Genomic DNA, 20,928 nt, shown 5'->3' with positions numbered 1-20,928 from the left:
GCGCTTCAACTTTAGCGCTCTCTCCGCCTCCCACCAAATCGGTGGTCCGGCCTCGTGAGCTGTGAAGCGGCTCTCCTCACCTCCTCCGCACCGTCTAGAAGGAGCGCGTGCGCGTTGCCTTCCTGAAGATGCGGATGCGAGCTGTCAGCTCGCCTGCGAGGAGACTAGGTCAGAGGACTTCGTCCTCGTGTTCCTTGACGATCCGGCTGCCCTCCCTGGGGGAGTTCAGTTCCCGGACGTCCGACACTCGAGTATAGCCCGCCTCGGATGGTGCTCTGACCATCCCGCCGCGGCGGGACGCAGGGCTAGGACCGAACACCTTCCGCCCTGCCCTCTCTTCACCTTCCATTATACCCGTCTATCTGGGCAAATGCAGGTTTCTCGGGTCTTTCCCGTTGCGCACCACTACCCGTACTGGACGGGAGCAACTCCTCAGTGAAACGGACTCAGGGACCGGCGAGAAGCTGCGTCCCGCCTGCCCCTGTCTTCCCTGCCACGCGCGCTCAGCCCAGCTCCCGGATCTTCTTGGCCAAAGCGCGGAACGCGACACCCCGATGGCTGATCGCGTTCTTCTCCTCCGGGCTCATCTCCGCGGTGGTCTGCGTATACCCTTCCGGCACGAAAATCGGGTCGTAGCCGAAACCGTTCTTCCCACGCGGCTCAGTGGTCAGACTGCCGCGCAGTACCCCTTCCACCACGTGCTCCTCCCCGTCGGGGAGAGCCAACGCCGCGGCACAGACAAACTCGGCCCCGCGACGCTCCGGCGGAACATCCGCAAGCTGGTCCAAGACAAGCTCGAGGTTGGCCGCATCCCGGTCACCGTGCTGCGCCCCGAACCTGCCCGACCAGCGGGCAGACAGGACACCGGGCATTCCGTTCAACGCGTCGACCCGCAGCCCTGAATCGTCCGCCACCGCAGGAAGCCCGGTGTGCTCCGCGATTGCGCGAGCCTTGAGCAGCGCGTTACCAGTGAACGTCGCTTCCGTCTCGGCCACCTCGGGAGCGTCCGGGTAGCCGTCGAGGCTGCGCACTTCGATATCCAGCCCGACCTCGCCCAAGATGGAACGCAGTTCAGGGATCTTCTTGCGGTTACGGGTGGCGAGGACAAGAGTGCTGATACGGCTCACTCTGACAGTGCCTTCTTCTGGATCTCGGTGAGTTCAGCGCACCCGGCAACAGCCAGGTCCAAAAGCGTGTCCAGCAGTTTCCGGTCGAAGGGAGCGTTCTCGGCAGTGCCCTGGATCTCGATGAACTCCCCGGTCCCGGTGACGACGACGTTCATGTCGGTCTCCGCCACCGAGTCCTCCAAGTAGTTCAAATCCAGCCGGGGCTGCCCTTGCACGATGCCGACACTGACGGCGGCGACAGAGCCGGTCAGCGGATTGGTTTTCAGGTCTAGTTGCTTGCGCAGGTAGCGGACGGCGTCGACCAGGGCCACGTAGGCGCCGGTGATAGCGGCGGTCCGAGTCCCACCGTCGGCTTGGAGCACATCGCAGTCGAGGGTGATGGTGTACTCCCCCATCGCTTTGAAGTCGACGACTGCACGCAGCGAACGTCCGATGAGGCGGGAGATCTCGTGAGTGCGGCCTCCGATCTTGCCTTTGACCGACTCACGAGCACTTCTGGTGTCAGTAGCCCGCGGCAGCATGGCGTATTCGGCGGTGACCCAGCCTTCCCCGGTGCCGCGGCGCCAGCGGGGGACGCCCTCTTCCACGGTTGCAGCACAGAGCACGCGTGTCTCACCGAACTCGATGAGCGCTGATCCTTCCGCGTGCCGGAGCCAGTTGCGGGTGATGCGCACCGGACGCAGTTGGTTTGGGGTTCGTCCATCAGGTCGAGGCATGCTGTCGAGCCTATCGGCGTGGCTCAGAGGGCAGAGCCACTTGTCCGAAATGTCACCGGGTTTCGGTGGGGTGCACCGGTTTGCGGACGATTTTCCGTCAGCTTCTTGCCGGGCTCAGCCGCCCGCGGTGATCTCGTAGACCTCCCCGGAAACGGCGAGGCTGATCGGCCCGTTGTAGGTGCTGCGCGCTTCGGCGAGGGTGCACTCGTTGTCGTTCCACGGCACCAGGTGGGTGAGCAGCAGACGGCGGGCGTTGGCCCGGGTGGCCTGCTCACCCGCTTCGCTGCCGGTCAAGTGCATGTCCTTGGGGTGTTCCCGGTGGTCGTGGAAGGAGGCTTCGCACAGGAACAAGTCAGCGTCCCGGGCCAGTTCCACGAGTTCGCTGCAGGCCCCGGTGTCCCCCGAGTAGGTGAGGACTGCACCGTTGTGCTCAAGGCGGATACCGAACGCTTCGATGGGATGGTTGACGTGGTCCACGGTTGCCGTGAACGGGCCGATACGGAAAGTACCGGGGCTGAGTTCGCGGAAGTCGAAGGTTTCCCGCATCCCGGGGTGGGGGTCCAGCCCGTACGCCTGGGCCATCCGATCGGCGACCCCGGTAGGGCCGTAGACGGGGATGCGGGGCCGGGGGCCGTCAGGGTGGTAGGTGCGGGCCACCCAGTAGGGGCACAAGTCCAAACAGTGGTCGGCGTGCAGATGCGAAAGGTAGACCGCATCGATGGTGTACATGTCCACGTGGCGCTGGAGGGTGCTCAGCGCTCCATTGCCCAGGTCGAGTAGCAGCCGGAACCCGTCAGCCTCCACGAGATAACAGGACGCGGGTCCGGCAGGTCCGGGGAAGCTCCCCGAGGAGCCGATGATGGTGAGTCGCACGTCGCACAACCTTTTCGGTGAAGACGTCTGCTGCCGCAGAGACGTCACTGTGTCACGGAGAGTTTCTCCGGGTTTTCCAGGTGGTTACGGTGTACCCCATGTACCAACACGATAGGTACGGACTGTGAGCCGTTACTTAGGCGATGTAGGCCACAGTTTTTCCTCACCGCCGGGTGCCGTCAGCGGCCGACCCGGGCTAATTGGCGGCTCTGTGCAACAAGGCGTCCCCTGGCATCCCATAGGTCGACGTTCTCATCGAACCAGCCGTCGCTGACCAGGGCGCAGGTGGAGCGGAAGGCCAGCGGCCCCGGTACGGGGATTGCACGCAGGTGCCAGGTGAGTTCGACGGTGGGCGCCCAGCTCCAGTCCACCAGGAGACTGACGATGGGCGGCAGCGCGTCCACGGCGAGCGGGAGGAATGCCAGCGGGTCTTTCGCGGAGCCGCCGTCCCGTGCACTCAGGTCGACATATCCGCACAGTTCAGGGGTGGTTACGGTACGTTCCCGCGCGAGTGCCGCGTAGCTGTCCGGGCTGAAGTCCACGTCGATCCGGGCGAGGAATCCGTCGTCAGGCAGGTGGCTCTGCCGGGGGTCGACTCTTCGGCACTGGTGCTGGGGAGGGATAGCGGGCTGAGGGGCTGCGTAGCGTGGTTCGGCGTGCGGATCGAGCGTGGCAGTGGCGAGCGTGCCGGTGAGGATCGTCCGCCCTTCTTGGAAGAGGGTGGTCTGGACGGTGGTGACGGTCCGCCCGCGTTTGAGCACCCGGGTCTCGATCTCGGCCGGTCCACTGCTAGCGGGACGGTGAAAGTGGTAAGAGGAGGAGACCGCGTGCAGGTGGTCGGATTCGGCGAGTGCGGACCGTTGCAGCACCGCCATGAGGTAGCCGCCGTTCATTGCGGTCCCGATGAGGTATCCGGGATCGAGTTCGACGGCATATCGATTCTCACCGACGCGAACGACCTCGGTCGCGGAGTCGAAGCGGGTCATGGGGACCATTGAATCGAACGCCGTCTTTCCGCGAACGGGCAGGGGGCGGGTTGCTGTCCTACCGGTGCGTGCGCCTTGCGCGCAGGGTGCACCGGTAGGACGGTTCAGGCCCAGAGCTGGCCTTCGAGCCGCTGCGCAGCCTCTTCCAGCGTGCCTTCGTAGGCGCCGGTGGACAGGTACTTCCAGCCTGCGTCAGCGACGACGAATGCGATATCGGCACGCTGCCCTGCTTTGACGGCCTTCTGTGCCACGCCGAGGGCGGCGTGCAGGACCCCTCCGGTGGAGATGCCCGCGAAGATCCCCTCTTTGTCGAGGAGCTCCCGGGTGCGGCGCAGTGCCGCGTCGGAGGGGACAGAGTAGCGGCTGCTGAGGATCGTCTCGTCGTAAAGCTCGGGCACGAACCCTTCGTCAAGGTTCCGCAGACCGTAGACGAGCTCCCCGTAGCGGGGTTCAGCGGCCACGATCTGGACGTCCGGACGGTGCTCCCGCAGGTAGCGGCCGACCCCCATGAGGGTTCCGGTCGTGCCCAGTCCAGCGACGAAGTGGGTGATCTCCGGCAGGTCGGCGAGGAGTTCCGGGCCGGTCGTCTCGTAGTGGGCCCGGGCATTCGCCGGGTTGCCGTACTGGTAGAGCATCACCCAGTCGGGGTTCTCGGCGGCCATCCGTTTGGCGACGCGCACCGCCTCGTTGGAGCCGCCTTCCGCCGGGGAGTAGTAGATCTCGGCGCCCCACATGCGCAGGAGTTGGCTGCGTTCCGCGGAAGTGTTCTCCGGCATGACGCAGACCATCTTGTAACCGCGCAGCCGGGCGACCATCGCCAAGGAAATCCCCGTGTTCCCCGAGGTCGGCTCCAGAATGGTGCACCCCGGAGTGAGCAGGCCGTCCTTTTCTGCCTGCTCGATCATGTAGAACGCCGCGCGGTCCTTGATCGACCCGGTCGGGTTACGGTCCTCCAGTTTGGCCCAGAGCCGCACTTCGGGGGAGGGCGACAGATTAGGCAGCCCGACCAGGGGGGTACCGCCGAGCGAATCCAGAAGCGAATCGAACCTCATGACGCTCAGCGCATACCGCCGGCGACGGCCGGCAGAACCGTCACCGTGTCACCGTCGTTGACCGGAGTGTCAAGCCCGCCGAGGAAACGAACGTCTTCATCGTTGAGGTAGACGTTGATGAAGCGGCGCAGTTGTCCGTTCTCGACGAGGCGCTCACCGATACCGGGGTGGTTCTTGTCCAGGTTGGTGATGAGTTCGGCGAGAGTGCTCCCCTCGCCCTCAACCACCTTGGCTCCACCGGTGAGATTGCGCAGGATGGTCGGGATGCGGACCTCGATGGCCATGGATGTGTCTCCGTCTAGAAGTCTGTGGACGCGGATGGCGGATGCGCGGCGCTCCGCCAGATAGGTTCAACACGCGCGGCGCCCCGGTGATTCCAGGCTGCGTGTCTTCTCACCTTTGCTAGTCGATGATCTCGACTGGCTCCTCGGTGACGACCCCGTCGACGATCCGGTAGGAGCGGAACTCGACGGTCTCGGGATCCCGGGTTGAGACCAGGACGTAGTGGGCGTTCGGCTCGGAAGCGTAACTGATGTCGGTTCGTGACGGGTACGCCTCGGTGGAGGTGTGGGAGTGGTAGATCACCACGGGCTCTTCTCCCCGTTCCTCCATCTCCCGCCACACCTTGAGCTGTTCGAGTGAGTCGAAACGGTAGAACGTGGGGGAGCGTTCGGCGTTGATCATCTCGATGAATCGTTCGGGCCGGTCGCTGCCCTCGGGACCGGCCACAATGCCGCAGGCCTCGTCTGGGTGGTCTCGTCGGGCATGGGCGACGATCTTGTCGTAGATCGAGCGATCAATCCTCAGCATGGCTTTCAGCCTAGCCGAGCCCCACTTTTTCCCTACCCGACAGGTGGGGTGTCCTGGTCGCGGAGGGCGGTCGTGCAGGAGGTGCGGCCCGCGGCGCGCGCCGCCTGGAGCGGGCAGGTCCCGGTCACTCCTCCTGCCACACCGCGCGGACCAGGGAGTCCTGGACATAGGTGAACCATTCGTAGACGTGCATGGCAGCGGCGAGCGACTCGTCGCGGACGGCCGCAGCGCGAAGCGCGTCGGCGTCCTCCTCTGTCTCTATGCCTAGCCGGACCCCCAGGTACAGCCGCACATCGGTGAGGGTTTGGAGCCAGGCTTGCACGTCCTCTGCGTCGAGCACGATCTCGCCGCCCCACTCGGGGATCGCGGAGGCCACGCGACGGGCGTTCTCCCGCTTGTGTCGGCGCAGGTCGCTCTCGGTGTAGCGCCGGAAGTCCGCGGCCGCCTCGGCGTCGTCGGTGTAGGCGTCGGGGAAGAGGCGGGCCAGTGCCGGGTCTTCGGGTTGAGTGGCGGAGCTGCTGATGCCCACGAGAGCGGCGAGCTCGTCCTGCTGCTCGGGTTCTTCCACGACGCGCAGCAGAAAGTCGGCCATGGAGCGAAGGAGCTGGGCCTCGTCCGGGCCGATCGTGATCCGTGCCCCGCCGTGCGGCGCGGAGCGAATTTTGGCGGTCATGAACGGTTGGCCTCCGCGGTCACAGTTGCCTCCAGTCGGTCACTTGTCCTGCTGGAGCGTCGCCCAGAGCCCGTACTGGTGCAGGATGGTGACGTAGCGCTCCATCTCCTCACGGGTACCGCTGGAGACGACCGCCTTCCCTTTGTAGTGCACGTCTTCCATGAGCTTCTGCGCCTTGGCCTTGGGGTATCCGAAGACTTTCTGGAAGACGTAGGTAACGTAGCTCATCAGGTTGACGGGGTCGTTCCAGACGATGGTGACCCATGGCAGGTCCGGTCGGATGTCCTCGCCGATCCGCGGTTCGTCGAGTTCGACCGGCATAGCGGTCACGGTTGCCTCACCTCTCTTTAACTCTCTTGTTCGTCGCCGGCGACGTGTCGCACCTCAAACCTCCTCCCATTGTGGGAAGAGACCGCAGTGTCCGGGGACACCTCACCGGTTTTCTTCCTCATAGTCACAAACTAGGGTGGAATACCATGACTGAACGCTGGAGCAGTGCGCTTCTCACCGACCACTACGAACTGACCATGGTGCAGGCCGCGCTGCACAGCGGCGCAGCGCACCGGCGGTGTGTTTTCGAAATGTTCGCGCGTCGACTACCGGAAACGCGCCGTTACGGTGTGGTCGCGGGGACCGGACGGTTCCTCGATGCGCTCGAACACTTCCGTTTCACCCCCGAGGTCTTGGAGTTCCTCGAGCGGAACGGGATCGTCAACAGCTCTACCCTGTCGTTCCTCGCCGACTACCGGTTCTCCGGAAACATCTGGGGTTATGCCGAAGGGGACTGCTTCTTCCCCGGCTCCCCCATCCTGGTGGTGGAAGGCACCTTCGCTGAATGCGTGGTGCTGGAGACGCTGGCCCTGTCGATCTACAACCACGACTGTGCGATCGCTTCTGCGGCCTCGCGAATGGTCAACGCCGCGCACGGGCGCCCGCTGATCGAAATGGGTTCCCGCCGCACTCACGAGGAAGCCGCGGTGGCCGCAGCCCGGGCCGCCTACCTGGCGGGGTTCAACGCCACCTCCAACCTGGAAGCCGGGCGCCGCTACGGGATTCCCACCACTGGGACGAGCGCGCACGCGTTCACCCTGCTGCACGACAGCGAGCGCCACGCGTTCACTGCCCAGCTCGAATCGCTGGGGACGGGAACCACGCTGCTGGTGGACACCTACGAGGTGATGCGCGCGGTGCACACCGCCGTGGAACTGGCTGGTCCGGACTTGGGCGGGGTGCGGCTGGACTCCGGTGACCTGGAAGAACTGGCGGTGAAGGTGCGCGCGCTGCTCAACGAGAAGGGGGCCGCGAAGACCCGCATCATCGTCACCGGCGACCTCGACGAGTACTCCATCCAAGCCTTGGCGATCGCCCCGGTCGACGGCTACGGGGTGGGCACCGCACTGGTCACCGGGTCGGGGGTGCCGACCGCGTCCCTGGTGTACAAGCTTGTGGCGCGCGCCCAGAGCGACGACCCGGACGCGCCGCTGTCGCCGGTGGCCAAACGTTCCGTGGGTAAACCCAGTAAGGGAGGGCGCAAGTGGGCGGTGCGCCGCTACGACGACAACGGGGTGGCGACGTCGGAGCGGGTCTTCGTGCATGAACCGGAGCTGACTCCGTTGGAGCGGCCTCTGCTGGTTCCGCTGGTGCGCAACGGCGAGGTCGTGGGGCGTGAGCCGCTTCAGGAAGCCCGGGAGCGGCACGTCCGCTGCGTCGCGGAACTTCCGGCGCCCGCGCGCCAAATGTCGCGGGGCGAACCCGCGATCCCCACCGTCTTCGAGCAGCGCCCAGCGCTCTGAGGTGCTTGTTTCCCGCTCGGCTGGTCCGGCACACGAGGAAGGAAGATCTGCGATGGCGAAAGCACTGATCGTCGTTGACGTACAGAACGACTTCTGTGAAGGCGGCAGTCTGGCCGTGTCCGGTGGTGCCGGCGTGGCCACGGCTATCTCCGACTACCTGGCCAAGCAGGGCAGCCAGTACGCCCACATCGTGGCTACCCGGGACCGCCACATCGACCCGGGGGACCACTTCTCCGACAACCCCGACTTTGTGGACTCGTGGCCGCCGCACTGCGTGGCGGGCACCCCGGGGGCGGAGTTCCACCCCAACCTGGTCACCGGACCGATCGAGGCGGTGTTCGACAAAGGCGCCTACGAGGCCGCGTACAGCGGTTTCGAGGGGAAGACCGCGGATGGCGTGTCTTTGGAGGAGTGGCTGCGGCAGCACGGGATCACCGAAGTGGACGTGGTGGGTATTGCCACCGACCACTGTGTGCGGGCTACTGCCTTGGACGCGGTCCGGGCCGGGTTCCAGGCGCGAGTGCTGCTGGGAATGACCGCAGGGGTGTCCCGCGCAACCACGGAGAAGGCTCTGCGGGAGCTGGCTGAGGCAGACGTGGCCCTGGAAGGTGAGCCGGTGGTGGCCGCCTAAGCGCACAGGTGTCGCAGCGCCTTCCGGCAGAGCGCTTGCCGCAGGGCTAGTCTTCCTCGCTTCTGGAAGCGAACTCGCCGTCGGCGAGGATGGCGTCGATGTCCTCGATCCCGTATTCGTCGACGATGAGGATCTGGGATTCGGGCAGGAACCAGCTCCGCTGGGTGTAGTAGAGCAGTTCCGGGTCCCTGCCGTCAGGGTTGGCGCAGGGCGTCAGGTATTCCCGGTAGAGGGCGCTGCGGTCGCCGACCGGGGCGAGTTCCTCGACGAGAGGGGACTGTCCCGGGAAAGACGCGGGATCAGCCTCGTACGCGTCGATTCCGGGGATGCAGGGCAAGGGATTCTGGGACGGGGCGAACAACCCCGCATCGGGTTCTTCGGTGATCGGCTCATACACTGCGCCTCCATAGGTGATGCCTCCCGGACCGAGGATTCGGATGTGGGGGCATTCCACGAGAGCAGCAGGCCATTCCCAGTGATTCCAGTCAACCTCGGCACAGCCGGGGTTGCCGGGGGGATGGGCAGCGATCCAGTCGTCCACGATTTCCCTGCCCTCATGGTCGGGGCCGAACCCGACGAATTCGATGTCCTCGATGACGTGGACGGTCCAGTCTTCGGGGAACCACAGCGTCAAGTTGCGGAAGCGAACCTCTTGTCCTTCTTTTTCGTCTTCCTCCGGGGATGGTGCCAGGGCAGCAGTCGCGCTCGGTTCGGGGTCGGTGAAGGGCAGCAGCGGCTGGTCGGTGACAGCGCGTCCGACAAGCCATCCTCCAGCCACCGCTGCAGCGGTGGCTCCGGCAGCGACGGTGAGCATTGCTTTACCGCTCAGCCCGGTTCCGGCGGCGGTGACGGTTGCGCTTTTCGTGAGTGTTCCCGCGCCAGCGCCCCAGGATGCTCCTCCCCCGGCGGCGCTTGCCGTGCCGACGAGCTTCCCGCTGCCCGCTGCTGCGCCGCCGCCCGCGGTTCCTTGGGTGGCGAGGGCCGCAGCCCCACCGGCGGCGACGCCCACCCCGCCTGCCGCTGTCCCGAGCGCCATCCACAGTTCGGGGCGGTGCCCGGCCGCGTCGAACCCGGTCCACACCCGGTGCAGCAGGGCGCGCAGCCGCTTCCGGTGGATGGCAGCGGCGTCTTCGCCGGGTTCCTCGATGGCGTCCGCCGCGACCGTGTCCAGAGCCAGCACGGTGTGGAACGCTTCTACCGCGGTGGGCCGCGCCTCGGGGTCGGTCGACAGGGCGCGGGCCACGAGTTCCATGAGCTCTTCAGGGACTCCGGTCAGGTCGCAGTCGCCGGCGCGCACCCGCTCTAAGAGCTCCGCGGAAGTTCCCGTGCCGAACGGCGAGCGTCCAGTGGCCGCGAACACGATGAGGCCGCCCCAGGCGAACATGTCGGCCGCCGGGGTGCCTGGCTGCCGGTCGAGACGTTCCGGGGCAGCCCATCCCGGTGTGCCATACACGTTCTTGTCTGTGGTGTCGCCGATGGCCCGGGCGATCCCGAAGTCGAGCACTTTCGGCCCGTCCGGGGCCAGCATGATGTTGCCGGGTTTGACGTCGAGGTGTACCACGCCAGCCGCGTGGATCGCTGCCAGTGCTTCGGCCGTGCCCGCGGCGAACGCCCGCAGCGCTGCCTCGTCCAGCGGACCGAATTCGCGCACATGCTGCTGCAGGGTGCGCCCCGGCACGAACTCGGTGGCCAGCCACGGCTCTGGGGCGTTCGGGTCGGCGCCGAGGAACCGGGGCGTGCATTCGGCGTCGATGCGGGACACCAGTTCGGCTTCCCGGGCGAACAGTTCCCGGTATTCCGGCCGGCGGACGTGCTCGGCGTGGATCACCTTGACTGCCACGCAGCGGTGCTCCGCGTCCAAGGCTCCGTAGACTGCGCCCATTCCTCCCGAGCCCAATCGGCCTATGACACGGAACGGGCCGATCGTCACCGGGTCTGTGGGCAGCAGCGGCGCGAGTTCCGGGGGCAGCGGGGGAGGTGCGGCGTCGGGCTGGGGCGGCATCACCACTCCAGGAGACAGACGATGAGAAACCGGGACTTTCCTATCGTCTCCGCTTCCTCTGCTCTTCTGAGGCTGGTGGCCGTTTCCGGCCAAACGGCAGCCGCTGCCCTGGTAAAGGAGCTTGGTAGAGGAAAGGGCCTTCGTGGTGAAGGCCCGTGATGCTGCTTCGGGTGTGGAAGCTAGTCGATGCCGATTGCGGCGCGCACTTGGGCGAGGACACGTTGGGCGCGTTCGCGGGCACGGCGGGCGCCTTCGGCCAGCACGTCGTCGAGTTCACTGCCGGAGGCCATGAGCTCCTCGTAGCGTTCCCGCATCGGGGCGATCTCGGTGTTGATCGCTTCGAAGAGGTCGTTCTTCAACTCTCCCCAGCCCATGCCTCCCGCTTCGAGGCGTTTGCGGGTCTCGGCGATCTGCTCGGCGTCAGCGAAGTGGGTGAGCAGTTGGAAGACGACAGAGGAGTCCGGGTCTTTGGGCGCCTCCACCGGGGTGCTGTCGGTGGGGATGCGGCGGATGAGCTTCTTCAGCTTGTTCTCGGGCAGGAACAGCGGAATGTGGTTGTCGTAGGACTTGCTCATCTTGCGCCCGTCGATGCCGGGCAGCACGCTCGCGTCCCCTTCGGGGAAGACTCCTTGGGGGATGCGGAAGGTGTAGCCGTCCCCGAACAGGTGGTTGAAAGACCCTGCGATGTCAGCGGCGTATTCGACGTGCTGGGCCTGGTCGCGGCCGACCGGGACCAGGTCGGTCTCCATGATGAGGATGTCGACAGCCATGAGGATGGGGTAGTTGTACAGCCCCATGTTGATGCCGGCGTCCAGGTCGGTGACTCCGGCGGCGGCGTTGCGGTCGCGCGCGGCCTTGTAGGCGTGGGCGCGGTTCATCAGGCCTTTGCCGGTGACGCAGGAGAGGATCCAGGTCAGTTCGAACGTCTCGGGAATGTCGGATTGCCGGTAGAGGACCGTGCGTTCCGGGTCGAGACCGCAGGCCAGCCAGGTGGCGGCGACCGACCGGATGTTGTGCCTCATCGCCTCGGGGTCGCGGACGGTGGTGAGCGCGTGGTAGTCGGCGATGAAGTAGAACGCGTCGTACTCGCGCGCGGCCTCGAGGGCGGGTTTGATCGCGCCGAGGTAGTTGCCCAAGTGGGGTTCACCAGTGGGTTTGACACCCGTGAGGTAGGTCTTGGTCGCTGCCATGCCAAAAGCTTATCGGCGTGCCGGGTTTGCCGGTTCCCCTCCGTGGCCGGGTGAGTCCGTTTCCGGGCACGGGCAGGCTCGGGGCGCGGCGGTCCGCTGCTGGTGGCCCGGCAGCTACGGGGAGGGGGTGTGTTCTGTAGCCGGTAAGGCGGCAGTGTCCGGGCCGGGGGGCGGTGCGGTCCGGTTTTTCCGGAAGAGCCGGGACAGGGCGCGGGTGATTCGGGCGAGGAGGTGGAGGATTGCCACGATCCAGCCGGAGAGCAGCCACATGGCGAGGAATCCGGCGAGGAGCGCCCCCGTGCCCAAGAGTCCCCACGGCCAGGTTTTCACGGTGGTTTCGAATTCCACGGGTTCGTCCATGCCTGCGATCTCGCCGCGGACCGTGTACGTGCCGATCACCGGGGCAGGCAGGTCGACGGGGAATTCGTAGACGGCTTCGTGGCCTGGTTCGAGTTCGCGGATCCGGGGCGGGTAGACGAGGGTGGTTGCTCGGGTGCCGCGGCCCACGGCGACGGAGACGACGGGGTCGGTGACCGGTTCGACTCCGATGTTGGTTACGGTGAGCTGGGCGGTGCGTTGGACGGGGAGCCCGAACCATGCCTCCCAGTCGTGCCACCACGGGCCGTCTTCGGTGAGGATCCGGAATTTGGTGACGTCGAGCAGGCGGGTTGCTCTGCCGGGGTTGCGTTCGTCGATGCGGCGCTGGCGTTCCTCGGTGGTGAGCACGGGGACGCCTTCGATGGGGAATTCGGCGGTGGCCCGGTGCTGCCCGGTGAGGTCCAGGGCTTCAACAACGCAGGGGCATCCCACTGGCGGTTCGGTGATGGTGAGCAGGCCGCGGCCTTCGCCGTTCTCGTTGATGGCCACGGTGATCGCGTCGGTGACCGCGCAGTCGCTGGAGTCGATGTATTCCCCGCCGCCGCAGACGCGGACGGTGACCACGCCTTGGGGCCAGCCGTAGAGGCGGACGGGCACGGTGTCGCCGATGCGGGCCGATGCCGCGTCAAGGGTGAACCCCGGGTCGGCGGGTTGCGCGGCCGCTGGGGTGGTGGCGCACAGCAGGAACGCGACGGCAAGGAGCAGCATCCGACGGAGTCGGGTCATGAGCGGGGCTCCTCGGGTTCGGTCTGCTCGTTGGCGGATCCGCCCTGGTGTGCGGCGGAGTCGGGCTGTTGCTCCGGGGAGTCGGTGGTGGGGTCGGCCGGTGCCTCGGCGGCAGTGGTCTGCGGTGCTCCCTGGTGGGCGGCGTCCTGTTTGCGGGCTTCGGCGACCGCGGCGGCCACTGCGGCTTGGAAGCGGCGCTTGGCGTGGCGGCGCCGCCAGATCAGCACGGCGGTGAGCAGGATCGCAGCGAGGACCGGGAGCCACGGGATGGCGATGACGGAGTCGCCGCGGGTGACCGGGTGCAGGTCGGGGGTCTGTGCGGACTGCGGTGCCGCTTGCGGGGTGAGGGTGACTTCGCCGTTGATCCAGAACAGCGGATAGATGTCCGGGATGGTGTGCGTGTATTCGTACACGGTTCCCGGCAGCATTTCGGGAACGTCTTTGTGGACCGGGTCGCCGAGTCCGACCCCGAAGGGGCCTGCGGCGCCGGCTTCTCCGGAAGCGGTCAGCCGCAGGTTTCCGGCGTTGCGCACCTGGTAGGTGATGGTGACTTCCCCGGTGGCGAAAGGGTTCCACCACGGGGGTGCCTGGTAGTCGGTGCGGATCGCGTCGATGTGCAGGGAGGGGCGGACGGGTCCGTCGACCCGCAGGTAGACGCGGGCGGCGATGCGCCGGTCGACGCGGACGAGCTGTCCTTGCGCGTTGAGGGCGTCGTGGGAGACGGAGGCGATGACCCCGGCGGCGTGGTCGCCCGGCTCGGCGTTGTCGGGGACGGTGATGGTGAACGGGATGACCCGGGTTTCGCCTCCTTTGACCTCGACGGTCTGGTCTTCCCGGGGGATTTCGATCCAGGTGCCGGCGAGGGCGGGTTCTTCGTCGGCGGGCAGGAGAGCGAAGGAGCCGTCGGGGGTGTTGAACGCGTCCGTCCCGTAGACGGAGAAGGTCATCGGCTCTTCGCCGTAGTTGGTGATGGCTACCCAGTCTTCAATGGTCTGGCCGGGTTTGACGTCGTGGACGAAGTAGCTGCGGCCGAGTTCGCCGTTTTCGTTGGAGGGGGCCACCGACCAGCGGAAGTCTTGTTCAGCGCGTGCTGCCGGGGAGGGCGCGCTGTTGTTGTCAGGGCTCGGGTCGGCGAGTGCCGGGGCCGGTGTGGTCAGGGCGTACAGCAGGAGGCCGACCACGCCGAGGCGCGCGATCCGGGATGAGCGGATAGCTGACACAGTTCTGCTCTCCAGGGGACGGGGTGATGTGTCCGACGGTGGGTCGGCCAGGGCGTCTGGGCTAGCTGAGGGTGAGGGTGAGGGTGCCCGCGTACTCTCCGGGTGGAGTGTCCGCGGGAATGCCGAGCTCCAGTCGGGCTTGGCAGGCGAATACTCCGGTGCTGGCGCCTGCTGCTCCTGCGCATAGGGTACGGGGCACCGCGAGGCCGTCACCGGGGCGGACTGCTGCTCCGGGACGGACGGTGGAGCTGTCCGGGCTGTCGAGGACGGTGGCGGTGGGTGCCCAGCCGAGCAGGTGGGCGTCGATGCTACCTCCCGCGCTGCCTTCCAGGTCGCTGACCTGGCCGACCAGGCTCCATCCTGCGTTGGTGCCGCGCAGGTCGACGACGGTGGCGGGGGCCAGGGTCCCGGTGGCGGTCTGGTGGAAGCTGTCCGCGCTCATCCGGGGAGCGGAGAGGTGGACGGGGCCTTCGGGGAGGGTCATCACGAGGACGCCGGGGGGCAGGTCGGCGTGGTCTGCCGCGGGCGCTTCCAGGTGCAGTGGGGCGGGGTCTTCGGGTTCAGGGGTGGCTGCAGGCTCCGTGCTGTCGTGCACCGCGGTGGCAGGCTCTGCAACTGGTGCTGGGGGTTCCGGTGACGGGACCGGCGTGTTCGCTGTCTCTTCCGGGGGTTGCCAGGGTTCGCGGTCGGGGGCAGGCCCGGTGTGGAGGGTGAGGGTGATCTCCGGGGCACCGTCGGCGCTGTCGGTGCGGTTGAGGAGCAGCACGGTGCCGTCACCGGTGATGAGGAAGACGCCCCGTTCGTCGCTCCGCACCGCGACCACGTCGAGGTTGTCGGGCAGGAGGTGGATGTCGACGGTGACGGCGGGTGCGGTGTCGGATCCGTCCTCCTGGTCTGCTGGCGGTTCTTCGGTGGTGTCGGGTTCGCGGTAGCTGGCCAGCAGGGTGTGCTCGTCTTCGGTGGTGTGCACGGTGTAGAGCGTGCTGTCGGGGGCCACGACCAGGAAGTCGGCGGGGTCTGCGACGGGGGTGTGGGCGACCAGGTCGTAGTCGTCCTCGCCGAGGTCTCCGGGGCGGGGGTCGGGGTGGGCGAGGAGTGCTGGGTGGTGGAGGCGGAGGAGTTCCTGGGTGGGAGCCTCGGCGTGTGCTCCGCTGCTGTCTCCCGTGGTGTTCTGTTCCTGGTCCGGCGGTTCCGTGCCGGGAAGGTCGCGGAGCAGGTAGGCGTCGCCGGTGAGCGGGTGGAATGCGTAGTGGGGGTGGTGGGGGTCAGCGAGCGGGGTGGCGAGCGCTGCGGGGCTGCCGCCGAGGGTGAGGAGGACGGCGGCGGCTGCGGCGCTGGAATGCAACCGTGCTTTGCGGGGGAAGAGGATGGGGAGCATCGCTACAACCATGGGATGGGGTGCGGGACAGGGTCCCGTCCCGCACCCGCCGGGATGGTTAGCTGAGGGTCAGGGTCAGCACTGCCGCGTAGTCACCGGGGACCGTGTCGGCAGGGATGCCCAGGGTCAGTTGGGCGTCAGCGGTGAAGGTTCCGGCTGAGGAGCCCGGGGCGGCCGAGGCCAGGGTGCGGGCGATGCCCAGGCCTTGTCCGGGCTGGACGGGGCTGCCGGCGGTCACCGTGCCGGGCGTGCCGACACCGGTGTTCACGGCTGCGGCGCTGGGCGTCCAGCCGAGGTTCTCCGCGCCGATGGTTCCCACGTCACCGGTGAAGTCGCTGACTTGGCCGACGAGGTTCCAGCCGGCGTTGGTGCCGCGCAGGTCGGAGACGGTGGCGGTATTGAGCGCACCGGTGGCGGTCTGGTAGGTGCCGTCGCCGTTCGGTGCGGACTGGGTGAGCTGGACCGTGTCCCCGGCGACCGACAGGATCAGCGGTCCGGCGGCCACGTCGGCGAGGATCTGCTGCTGGGCGCTGCTGCCGCCGTTGGCTGGAGGCTGGTTGCCGCCGCCGTTGCTGCCGCCGACAGTGGCGGTGAAGGAGATCGGGTCGAGTTCGGCTCCCGGCGAGTAGAAGCCCGCGAAGGCGGGGCTGCCCTCCTCGGTGAGGGTGGCCGGGGTAGAGCCGAGGCTCAGCGTGGTGCCGCTGAGGGTGGGCTGGCCGCCGCTGAGGTCGAGGTCAGCCAGGTTGACGTCGGGGTAGCTGACCATCTGCGGGTCGCTGGGGGAGCTGCTGGCCATGTCGGCGTAGAGCTCGCCCTTGCCGTTGGTGATCTCCAGGCGAAGGTCGTCGATGCGGACCCGGAGGACGCCGCCGTGACCCTCGTAGGCGACGGAGCCGCCGAACTGGATGACGGTGTCTCCGGTGGCGGTGTCGTAGCTTCCGGAGACGATGGGGAAGGAGTAGGTGCCGTCAGGGTTTTCGGTCACGCCGCCCGACAGCTCGGTGCTGCCGTGGGCGATGGGGCTCTTGATGTAGTTGCGGAAGGAGAGTTTGACGCCCCAGTCGCCGCTACCGCCGGTGACCGGGAGGGTCGTGGTGGCGGAGGCGGGCAGAATGCTTGCCGCCGCTGCGAGACCTGCGGTCACCAGGACCGTGGCGGCCCGGCGAATACCCAGGTTCATGTGGACTCCTTGTGTGTTGCTCGGTCCGTGGCGAGGACCAGAGGGGGGAAGGTGTGGTTGGGCCGTGGCGACCTCTTCACCCAGCCACACCCGAAGAGAAAGCAAGGTAAAGCTAACCTAACTCTCTTTTTCTGGCAATCGTGGATAAATGTGGGCAAAGTCCCCTTCTTTCCACTCCACAAACACAAAAAAGAGCAGAAAGAATGCGGGCTGTAGCCAGCAGATCCCAGGGAAAACCGCCGCGGCAGATTGCCAATTAAAGTGAGGCTAACCTCACCAATTCTGGACTTAGGTATACCTCAGCTCTTCTGGGCAACGCGAGCAGCCCGACCAGAATTACGTCCTTTTTGTTACTTTTTCTGACCTCTACCGAGCCGTTCGATCACTTTTCGTGCACCGGCGCGGGGCCGCGGGACAAGAGTCACTCCGCCCCGACAGCCCACGCCCGCAGCTTTGCAATGCGCTGCCGCAGTTGCTCCGCGGTTGCCTGCGCCACCGGGGGCCCGCCGCACACTCGACGCAACGTCGTGTGGATCGTGGCGTGCGGTTGGCCAGTGCGATGGTGCCAGGCCCCCACCAGGCTGTTGAGCTCCCGACGCAGCTCGGCGAGCACCTCGTGTTCGGGCCGCTCCCGCTGCTGCGGTTCACTCCGTGCGGTCCGCGCCCGCTCCTGGCGGCGCTTCCGCAGCAGCACCGCCACCTGGTCGGGTTCCAGCAGCCCTGGCAGGCCGAGGAAATCCTCCTCGTCAGGTTCGCCGCCGCCGATCTCGCCGCCGTCGTAGAGCGCCCGGTCGAACTCGGCTTCCGACTCCATGGTCTCGAACGGCAGCTCATCCCCGGCGTCGGGAGTGTCCCGCTTCTTGCGAGCCTCGTTGATGAGCTCCTGCTCCGGGACGAACCCGTCGTCCTCCCGGATCGGCTTGTCCAAGACGTGGTCGCGTTCCCGCTCCATCTCACTGGCGTACTCCAGCAGGACCGGGATGGAGGGGAGAAACACCGAAGCGATCTCACCGCGGCGGCGCACCCGCACGAAACGTCCCACCGCCTGGGCGAAGAACAGCGGCGTGCTCGTGGACGTGGCGTAGACGCCGACCATCAGCCGGGGGACGTCAACCCCTTCCGACACCATCTTCACCGCCACCATCCACCGGTCGTCCGACTCGGCGAACTGGGAGATCTTCCTGCTGGCGGTGGGGTCGTCCGACAGCACCACGGTGGCGCCGCGACCGGTGATCTGCCGCAGGATGCGCGCATAGGCGCGGGCGTTCTCGTGGTCGCTGGCGATCACCAGGCCCCCCGCGTCCGGGGTGTGCTTGCGCACCTCGGTGAGCCGCCGGTCAGCCGCGGCCAGCACTCGCTTGATCCAGTCGCCTTTCGGGTCCAGGGCCGCCCGCCACGCCTGGGAGAGCGCGTCCTGGGTCAGCTCCTCCCCGAGCCGGGCCGCCAGCTCCTCCCCCGCCCTGGTCCGCCACCGCATCTCCCCCGAATAGGCCAGGAAGATGACCGGGCGCACCACACCGTCGGCCAGCGCAGGCCCATAACCGTAGTTGTAGTCCCAGGAGCAGCGGCGCACCCCGGTGTGGTCCTGCACATAGCTGACGAACGGGATCGGGTTGGTGTCGGAGCGGAACGGGGTGCCAGTCAGGCAGAGCCGACGGGTCGCGGGGTCGAACGCCTCGCGGATGGCCTCCCCCCACGACAGCGAGTCGCCCGCGTGGTGGATCTCGTCGAAGATCACCAGGGTGCGCCGCGCCTCAGTGCGGTTGCGATGCAGTGCCGGATGCGCCGCGACCTGCGCATAGGTGACGGCCGCGCCGATGAAGTGCTTGCCGAGCGCTCCCTGGCTGTTCTTGAAGTCCGGGTCGAGGGGGATGTTGAACCGCGCCGCGGCCTCAGCCCACTGCTTCTTCAGGTGCTCGGTGGGGCACACCACGGTGATCGAACGGACCACGTGCCGGGCGAGCAGTTCGCTCGCCAGAGTCAAAGCGAACGTGGTCTTTCCCGCCCCGGGAGTCGCCACCGCCAGAAAGTCCCGCGGCTCGCGCCGGAAGTACTCCTCGAACGCCTCTCGCTGCCAGTGACGCAGTCCGCGCAACCGGTCATCGGTGCTGGTCGTCTGAAGCAGAGTCATCGTGCGCATCCCCTGATCATCACGGCTCGAGGGTATCGGTGGTGTTCGCCCTCGACAGCACTGTGGAGGTCGAGCCCGGCTCGACCTCCACCCCAGGCACCTGGAAACAGGCGGCGCCTACCCGTCCGTGTCCGGCTCGGGTGTCATCCCGTAGACCGATTCATCCCCCTCGACGGTCACGTCGTTGAACGGCAGATAGGGGTCGGCCCACGGAAAGACGACATACCACAGCAGCGCCGCCGCGCCCGCGATGAGCGCGAGGCACACCACGAGCTTGACCACCCAGGGTCCGGGAATGAGCCGCCAGATCAGACCGTACACGTGGCTCACCCCTCCTCGTTCTCAGGCGCCATGTGCGCGATGTTGTCGGGCATGCCCCGTTCCTTGGGGCGGGTGTCAACGAGTTCGGCGTGGACGATCAGCCGATGCGAGTTCTGCAGCTTGGGGTGGCAGGTGGTGAGGGTGAGATAGGCCTTCTCGGGTTCCTCCGTGGACTCCGGGTTGAACGGGTCTGGAGCGATCACCTCGATCGCGTTGGGCAGCACAACCTTGCTCTCCACTACCTGGTAGGTGTAGAAGTTCTCGGCGTCCTCCAGGACCAGTTCGTCGCCTTCCTCCAACTTGTCGAGGTCCCAGAAGACCGCGGCGACCCGGTGCCCGGCGACCGCGTAGTTGCCGGGCTGTCCGGCACGGGCCGCGGGCACCATTCCCTCCGGGGTCCAGGATTCGGGATACCAGCCCGGACCGTACTTGATGTCTTCCGGGCCGACCCCGCTGACCACGACCCAGTTCTGGTCGGTCTTAGGGATGTAGAGCCGGCTGTTGGCTGATCCGGGCAGCGGTTCAGAGTCGGGCCCCTGCTCCCACACCTCGGCGATGGCCTGCTCCAGCCGCTCCTGCTCGGCATCGGTCTGGAACTGCTTGCCCCAGATCTGGAAGGCCGCGAAGAACAGCATGATCAGGCCTGCCGTGAACAGGAGTTCACCGATGGTGCGGAAGATGACGCGCACAACATCGCCGATAGTGACGCGGCTGCGCGGAGCGGGAGCTCTCCTCCGACCCCTGCCGGAACGGCGGCGCCGGTCACTAGGGGGGCGTCGGGAAGTGGAAACCATGTGTCCTAACCCGTCGGGGTCGCTCCGCGCGGCAAAGGGTCATCGGACCGGCAGGACCAGCGGAACCCCGGTGCGCGGATGCGACACGATCTCGACTTCGTATGAGTAGACGTCGCTGAGAAGCTTCGCGGTGAAGACCTCAGCAGGAGGCCCGTATGCCGCGATCTGTCCTTGGGAGAGTATCGCGACTTGGTCCGCGTAGGCGGCTGCCAACGCTAAATCGTGGAGAACAACCACGATCGCATCACCCTGCGCGGCCCGTTGGCGGGCGATGCGCAGCACCGACTCCTGGTGGCGGATGTCGAGCGCGGCCGTGGGCTCGTCCCACAGCATGATCTGGGTCTGCTGGGCCAGGACCCGAGCGAGCATCACCCGGGCCTTCTCCCCGCCGGACAGGGACGGGAACTTGCGGGCGGCGAGCGCGGTGACCTCGGTGGCCGCCATCGCGTCTGCGACGACGCGGTCGTCGTCGACGTCGACGTCGACCGCGGCCCACGGGGCCCGCCCCATGTGCACGACGTCGACCACGTCGAACGGGAAGCTGACCGTGAAGCTCTGCGGCAGGACTGCGCGGCGCAGCGCGAGTTCGGCCGGACTCCACGCGGCCAGGGGGCGGTCCAGGACAGTGACTTCGCCTCTGTCAGGGGGAGTATCCCCGGTGAGGATGGACAGCAGGGTGCTCTTGCCTGCCCCGTTCGGACCGACCAGGGCCAGCACTTCCCCGGTGCGCACGTCGAGGCTCACGTCGTCCAGCACGGTCCGCGCGCCATAGGACTTGCTGAGGTGCCGGGCACCCAGCACCACGGTGCCGCTCGTCACCCGCTGCGGCGGGGTGAGGCGCCGCAGGCCCGAGCCGTGCACGACCGCGCGCATCGTCTGCCGGATGCGTTTCATGCCCAACCTCCCTGTCTGGCGCGGGTCCGGTACAGCAGCCAGAAGAAGAACGG

Annotated in this window: 21 protein-coding genes; 2 read left to right on the top strand and 19 right to left on the bottom strand. The window is 67.1% G+C overall.

All coding sequences use genetic code 11. The features are described 5' to 3' along the window. Window positions 1-503: 503 nt before the first annotated feature. From rdgB to clpS, 9 genes are all read right to left on the bottom strand, one after another. On the bottom strand, window positions 504-1,127 hold the full coding sequence (rdgB, locus tag TF1_RS14340; protein ID WP_011292787.1) for an RdgB/HAM1 family non-canonical purine NTP pyrophosphatase: 624 nt from the start codon (window positions 1,125-1,127) through the stop codon (window positions 504-506). Then, window positions 1,124-1,801 carry a ribonuclease PH gene (gene rph, locus TF1_RS14335; RefSeq protein WP_038044057.1) on the bottom strand — a complete coding sequence of 226 codons (678 nt, stop codon included), beginning with the start codon at window positions 1,799-1,801 and terminating at the stop codon, window positions 1,124-1,126. Before rph ends, rdgB begins: the two co-directional genes overlap by 4 nt. Before the next feature lie 156 nt (window positions 1,802-1,957). Further along, a complete protein-coding gene (locus TF1_RS14330; RefSeq protein ID WP_016189100.1) occupies window positions 1,958-2,716 on the bottom strand; it encodes an MBL fold metallo-hydrolase in 759 nt (252 codons plus the stop codon). A 179-nt stretch (window positions 2,717-2,895) separates the two neighbouring features. Further along, entirely contained in the window at window positions 2,896-3,711 is an 816-nt protein-coding gene (locus TF1_RS14325; protein ID WP_061783979.1) for a thioesterase family protein, read from the bottom strand. Window positions 3,712-3,806: 95 nt separating this feature from the next. Then, window positions 3,807-4,754, bottom strand: coding sequence for a PLP-dependent cysteine synthase family protein (locus TF1_RS14320; protein ID WP_011292791.1), 948 nt, complete (start codon window positions 4,752-4,754; stop codon window positions 3,807-3,809). Between the two features lie 5 nt (window positions 4,755-4,759). Further along, a complete protein-coding gene (locus tag TF1_RS14315; protein WP_011292792.1) occupies window positions 4,760-5,038 on the bottom strand; it encodes a MoaD/ThiS family protein in 279 nt (92 codons plus the stop codon). A 118-nt stretch (window positions 5,039-5,156) separates the two neighbouring features. Then, window positions 5,157-5,564, bottom strand: a complete 408-nt coding sequence (locus TF1_RS14310; protein ID WP_011292793.1) for a Mov34/MPN/PAD-1 family protein — start codon at window positions 5,562-5,564, stop codon at window positions 5,157-5,159. Between the two features lie 124 nt (window positions 5,565-5,688). Next, window positions 5,689-6,237: a DUF2017 domain-containing protein gene (locus tag TF1_RS14305; RefSeq protein ID WP_011292794.1), complete on the bottom strand. Its 549-nt coding sequence runs from the start codon at window positions 6,235-6,237 to the stop codon at window positions 5,689-5,691. A gap of 39 nt (window positions 6,238-6,276) precedes the next feature. Further along, window positions 6,277-6,558, bottom strand: coding sequence for an ATP-dependent Clp protease adapter ClpS (gene clpS, locus TF1_RS14300; protein ID WP_016189102.1), 282 nt, complete (start codon window positions 6,556-6,558; stop codon window positions 6,277-6,279). Between the two features lie 155 nt (window positions 6,559-6,713). Between clpS and TF1_RS14295 the strand changes: the two genes are divergently transcribed. After that, window positions 6,714-8,030: a nicotinate phosphoribosyltransferase gene (locus TF1_RS14295; RefSeq protein ID WP_011292796.1), complete on the top strand. Its 1,317-nt coding sequence runs from the start codon at window positions 6,714-6,716 to the stop codon at window positions 8,028-8,030. A gap of 52 nt (window positions 8,031-8,082) precedes the next feature. Next, complete coding sequence (locus tag TF1_RS14290) at window positions 8,083-8,661, top strand: nicotinamidase (protein ID WP_011292797.1); 579 nt, start codon at window positions 8,083-8,085, stop codon at window positions 8,659-8,661. 46 nt (window positions 8,662-8,707) lie between these two features. On the opposite strand, the gene TF1_RS14285 is transcribed toward TF1_RS14290, so the two are convergent. The 10 genes from TF1_RS14285 to TF1_RS14240 form a co-directional block, all read right to left on the bottom strand. Beyond that, a complete protein-coding gene (locus tag TF1_RS14285) occupies window positions 8,708-10,663 on the bottom strand; it encodes a serine/threonine protein kinase (protein ID WP_061783978.1) in 1,956 nt (651 codons plus the stop codon). 179 nt (window positions 10,664-10,842) lie between these two features. Continuing rightward, window positions 10,843-11,853, bottom strand: a complete 1,011-nt coding sequence (locus TF1_RS14280; RefSeq protein WP_011292799.1) for a tryptophan--tRNA ligase — start codon at window positions 11,851-11,853, stop codon at window positions 10,843-10,845. 114 nt (window positions 11,854-11,967) lie between these two features. After that, on the bottom strand, window positions 11,968-12,957 hold the full coding sequence (locus TF1_RS14275; RefSeq protein WP_011292800.1) for a hypothetical protein: 990 nt from the start codon (window positions 12,955-12,957) through the stop codon (window positions 11,968-11,970). Then, window positions 12,954-14,177 carry a WxL protein peptidoglycan domain-containing protein gene (locus TF1_RS14270; protein WP_011292801.1) on the bottom strand — a complete coding sequence of 408 codons (1,224 nt, stop codon included), beginning with the start codon at window positions 14,175-14,177 and terminating at the stop codon, window positions 12,954-12,956. Before TF1_RS14270 ends, TF1_RS14275 begins: the two co-directional genes overlap by 4 nt. 61 nt (window positions 14,178-14,238) lie before the next feature. Beyond that, window positions 14,239-15,555 (bottom strand): WxL domain-containing protein, encoded by a 1,317-nt coding sequence (locus TF1_RS14265; protein WP_016189104.1) that lies wholly within the window; start codon window positions 15,553-15,555, stop codon window positions 14,239-14,241. 58 nt (window positions 15,556-15,613) lie between these two features. Beyond that, complete coding sequence (locus TF1_RS14260; protein ID WP_011292803.1) at window positions 15,614-16,735, bottom strand: HtaA domain-containing protein; 1,122 nt, start codon at window positions 16,733-16,735, stop codon at window positions 15,614-15,616. Window positions 16,736-17,156: 421 nt separating this feature from the next. Next, complete coding sequence (locus TF1_RS14255) at window positions 17,157-18,866, bottom strand: DEAD/DEAH box helicase (protein ID WP_011292804.1); 1,710 nt, start codon at window positions 18,864-18,866, stop codon at window positions 17,157-17,159. Between the two features lie 117 nt (window positions 18,867-18,983). Further along, entirely contained in the window at window positions 18,984-19,187 is a 204-nt protein-coding gene (locus TF1_RS14250; RefSeq protein WP_011292805.1) for a hypothetical protein, read from the bottom strand. 5 nt (window positions 19,188-19,192) lie between these two features. Next, window positions 19,193-19,981: a class E sortase gene (locus TF1_RS14245; RefSeq protein WP_011292806.1), complete on the bottom strand. Its 789-nt coding sequence runs from the start codon at window positions 19,979-19,981 to the stop codon at window positions 19,193-19,195. A gap of 39 nt (window positions 19,982-20,020) precedes the next feature. Beyond that, window positions 20,021-20,875, bottom strand: coding sequence for a heme ABC transporter ATP-binding protein (locus TF1_RS14240; protein WP_011292807.1), 855 nt, complete (start codon window positions 20,873-20,875; stop codon window positions 20,021-20,023). Window positions 20,876-20,928: the final 53 nt, after the last annotated feature.

This window comes from Thermobifida fusca NBRC 14071 = JCM 3263 (genome assembly GCF_001592045.1).
In the GTDB taxonomy this organism is placed as follows: Bacteria; Actinomycetota; Actinomycetes; order Streptosporangiales; family Streptosporangiaceae; genus Thermobifida; species Thermobifida fusca.
The sequence above is the reverse complement of the archived record's forward strand: the minus strand, read 5'-3'. Positions and strand labels throughout refer to the sequence as shown.

What these genes read in the sequence shown, in the direction of transcription:
- TF1_RS14325 (WP_061783979.1), bottom strand. Translation starts at nt 3,711, where the DNA reads ATGGTCCCCATGACCCGCTTCGACTCCGCGACCGAGGTCGTTCGCGTC.
- TF1_RS14285 (WP_061783978.1), bottom strand. Translation starts at nt 10,663, where the DNA reads ATGCCGCCCCAGCCCGACGCCGCACCTCCCCCGCTGCCCCCGGAACTC.
- TF1_RS14295 (WP_011292796.1), top strand. Translation starts at nt 6,714, where the DNA reads ATGACTGAACGCTGGAGCAGTGCGCTTCTCACCGACCACTACGAACTG.
- TF1_RS14255 (WP_011292804.1), bottom strand. Translation starts at nt 18,866, where the DNA reads ATGACTCTGCTTCAGACGACCAGCACCGATGACCGGTTGCGCGGACTG.
- TF1_RS14275 (WP_011292800.1), bottom strand. Translation starts at nt 12,957, where the DNA reads ATGACCCGACTCCGTCGGATGCTGCTCCTTGCCGTCGCGTTCCTGCTG.
- clpS (WP_016189102.1), bottom strand. Translation starts at nt 6,558, where the DNA reads ATGCCGGTCGAACTCGACGAACCGCGGATCGGCGAGGACATCCGACCG.
- TF1_RS14265 (WP_016189104.1), bottom strand. Translation starts at nt 15,555, where the DNA reads ATGCTCCCCATCCTCTTCCCCCGCAAAGCACGGTTGCATTCCAGCGCC.
- TF1_RS14310 (WP_011292793.1), bottom strand. Translation starts at nt 5,564, where the DNA reads ATGCTGAGGATTGATCGCTCGATCTACGACAAGATCGTCGCCCATGCC.
- TF1_RS14305 (WP_011292794.1), bottom strand. Translation starts at nt 6,237, where the DNA reads ATGACCGCCAAAATTCGCTCCGCGCCGCACGGCGGGGCACGGATCACG.
- TF1_RS14280 (WP_011292799.1), bottom strand. Translation starts at nt 11,853, where the DNA reads ATGGCAGCGACCAAGACCTACCTCACGGGTGTCAAACCCACTGGTGAA.
- TF1_RS14315 (WP_011292792.1), bottom strand. Translation starts at nt 5,038, where the DNA reads ATGGCCATCGAGGTCCGCATCCCGACCATCCTGCGCAATCTCACCGGT.
- TF1_RS14290 (WP_011292797.1), top strand. Translation starts at nt 8,083, where the DNA reads ATGGCGAAAGCACTGATCGTCGTTGACGTACAGAACGACTTCTGTGAA.
- TF1_RS14260 (WP_011292803.1), bottom strand. Translation starts at nt 16,735, where the DNA reads ATGAACCTGGGTATTCGCCGGGCCGCCACGGTCCTGGTGACCGCAGGT.
- TF1_RS14320 (WP_011292791.1), bottom strand. Translation starts at nt 4,754, where the DNA reads ATGAGGTTCGATTCGCTTCTGGATTCGCTCGGCGGTACCCCCCTGGTC.
- TF1_RS14245 (WP_011292806.1), bottom strand. Translation starts at nt 19,981, where the DNA reads ATGGTTTCCACTTCCCGACGCCCCCCTAGTGACCGGCGCCGCCGTTCC.
- TF1_RS14240 (WP_011292807.1), bottom strand. Translation starts at nt 20,875, where the DNA reads ATGAAACGCATCCGGCAGACGATGCGCGCGGTCGTGCACGGCTCGGGC.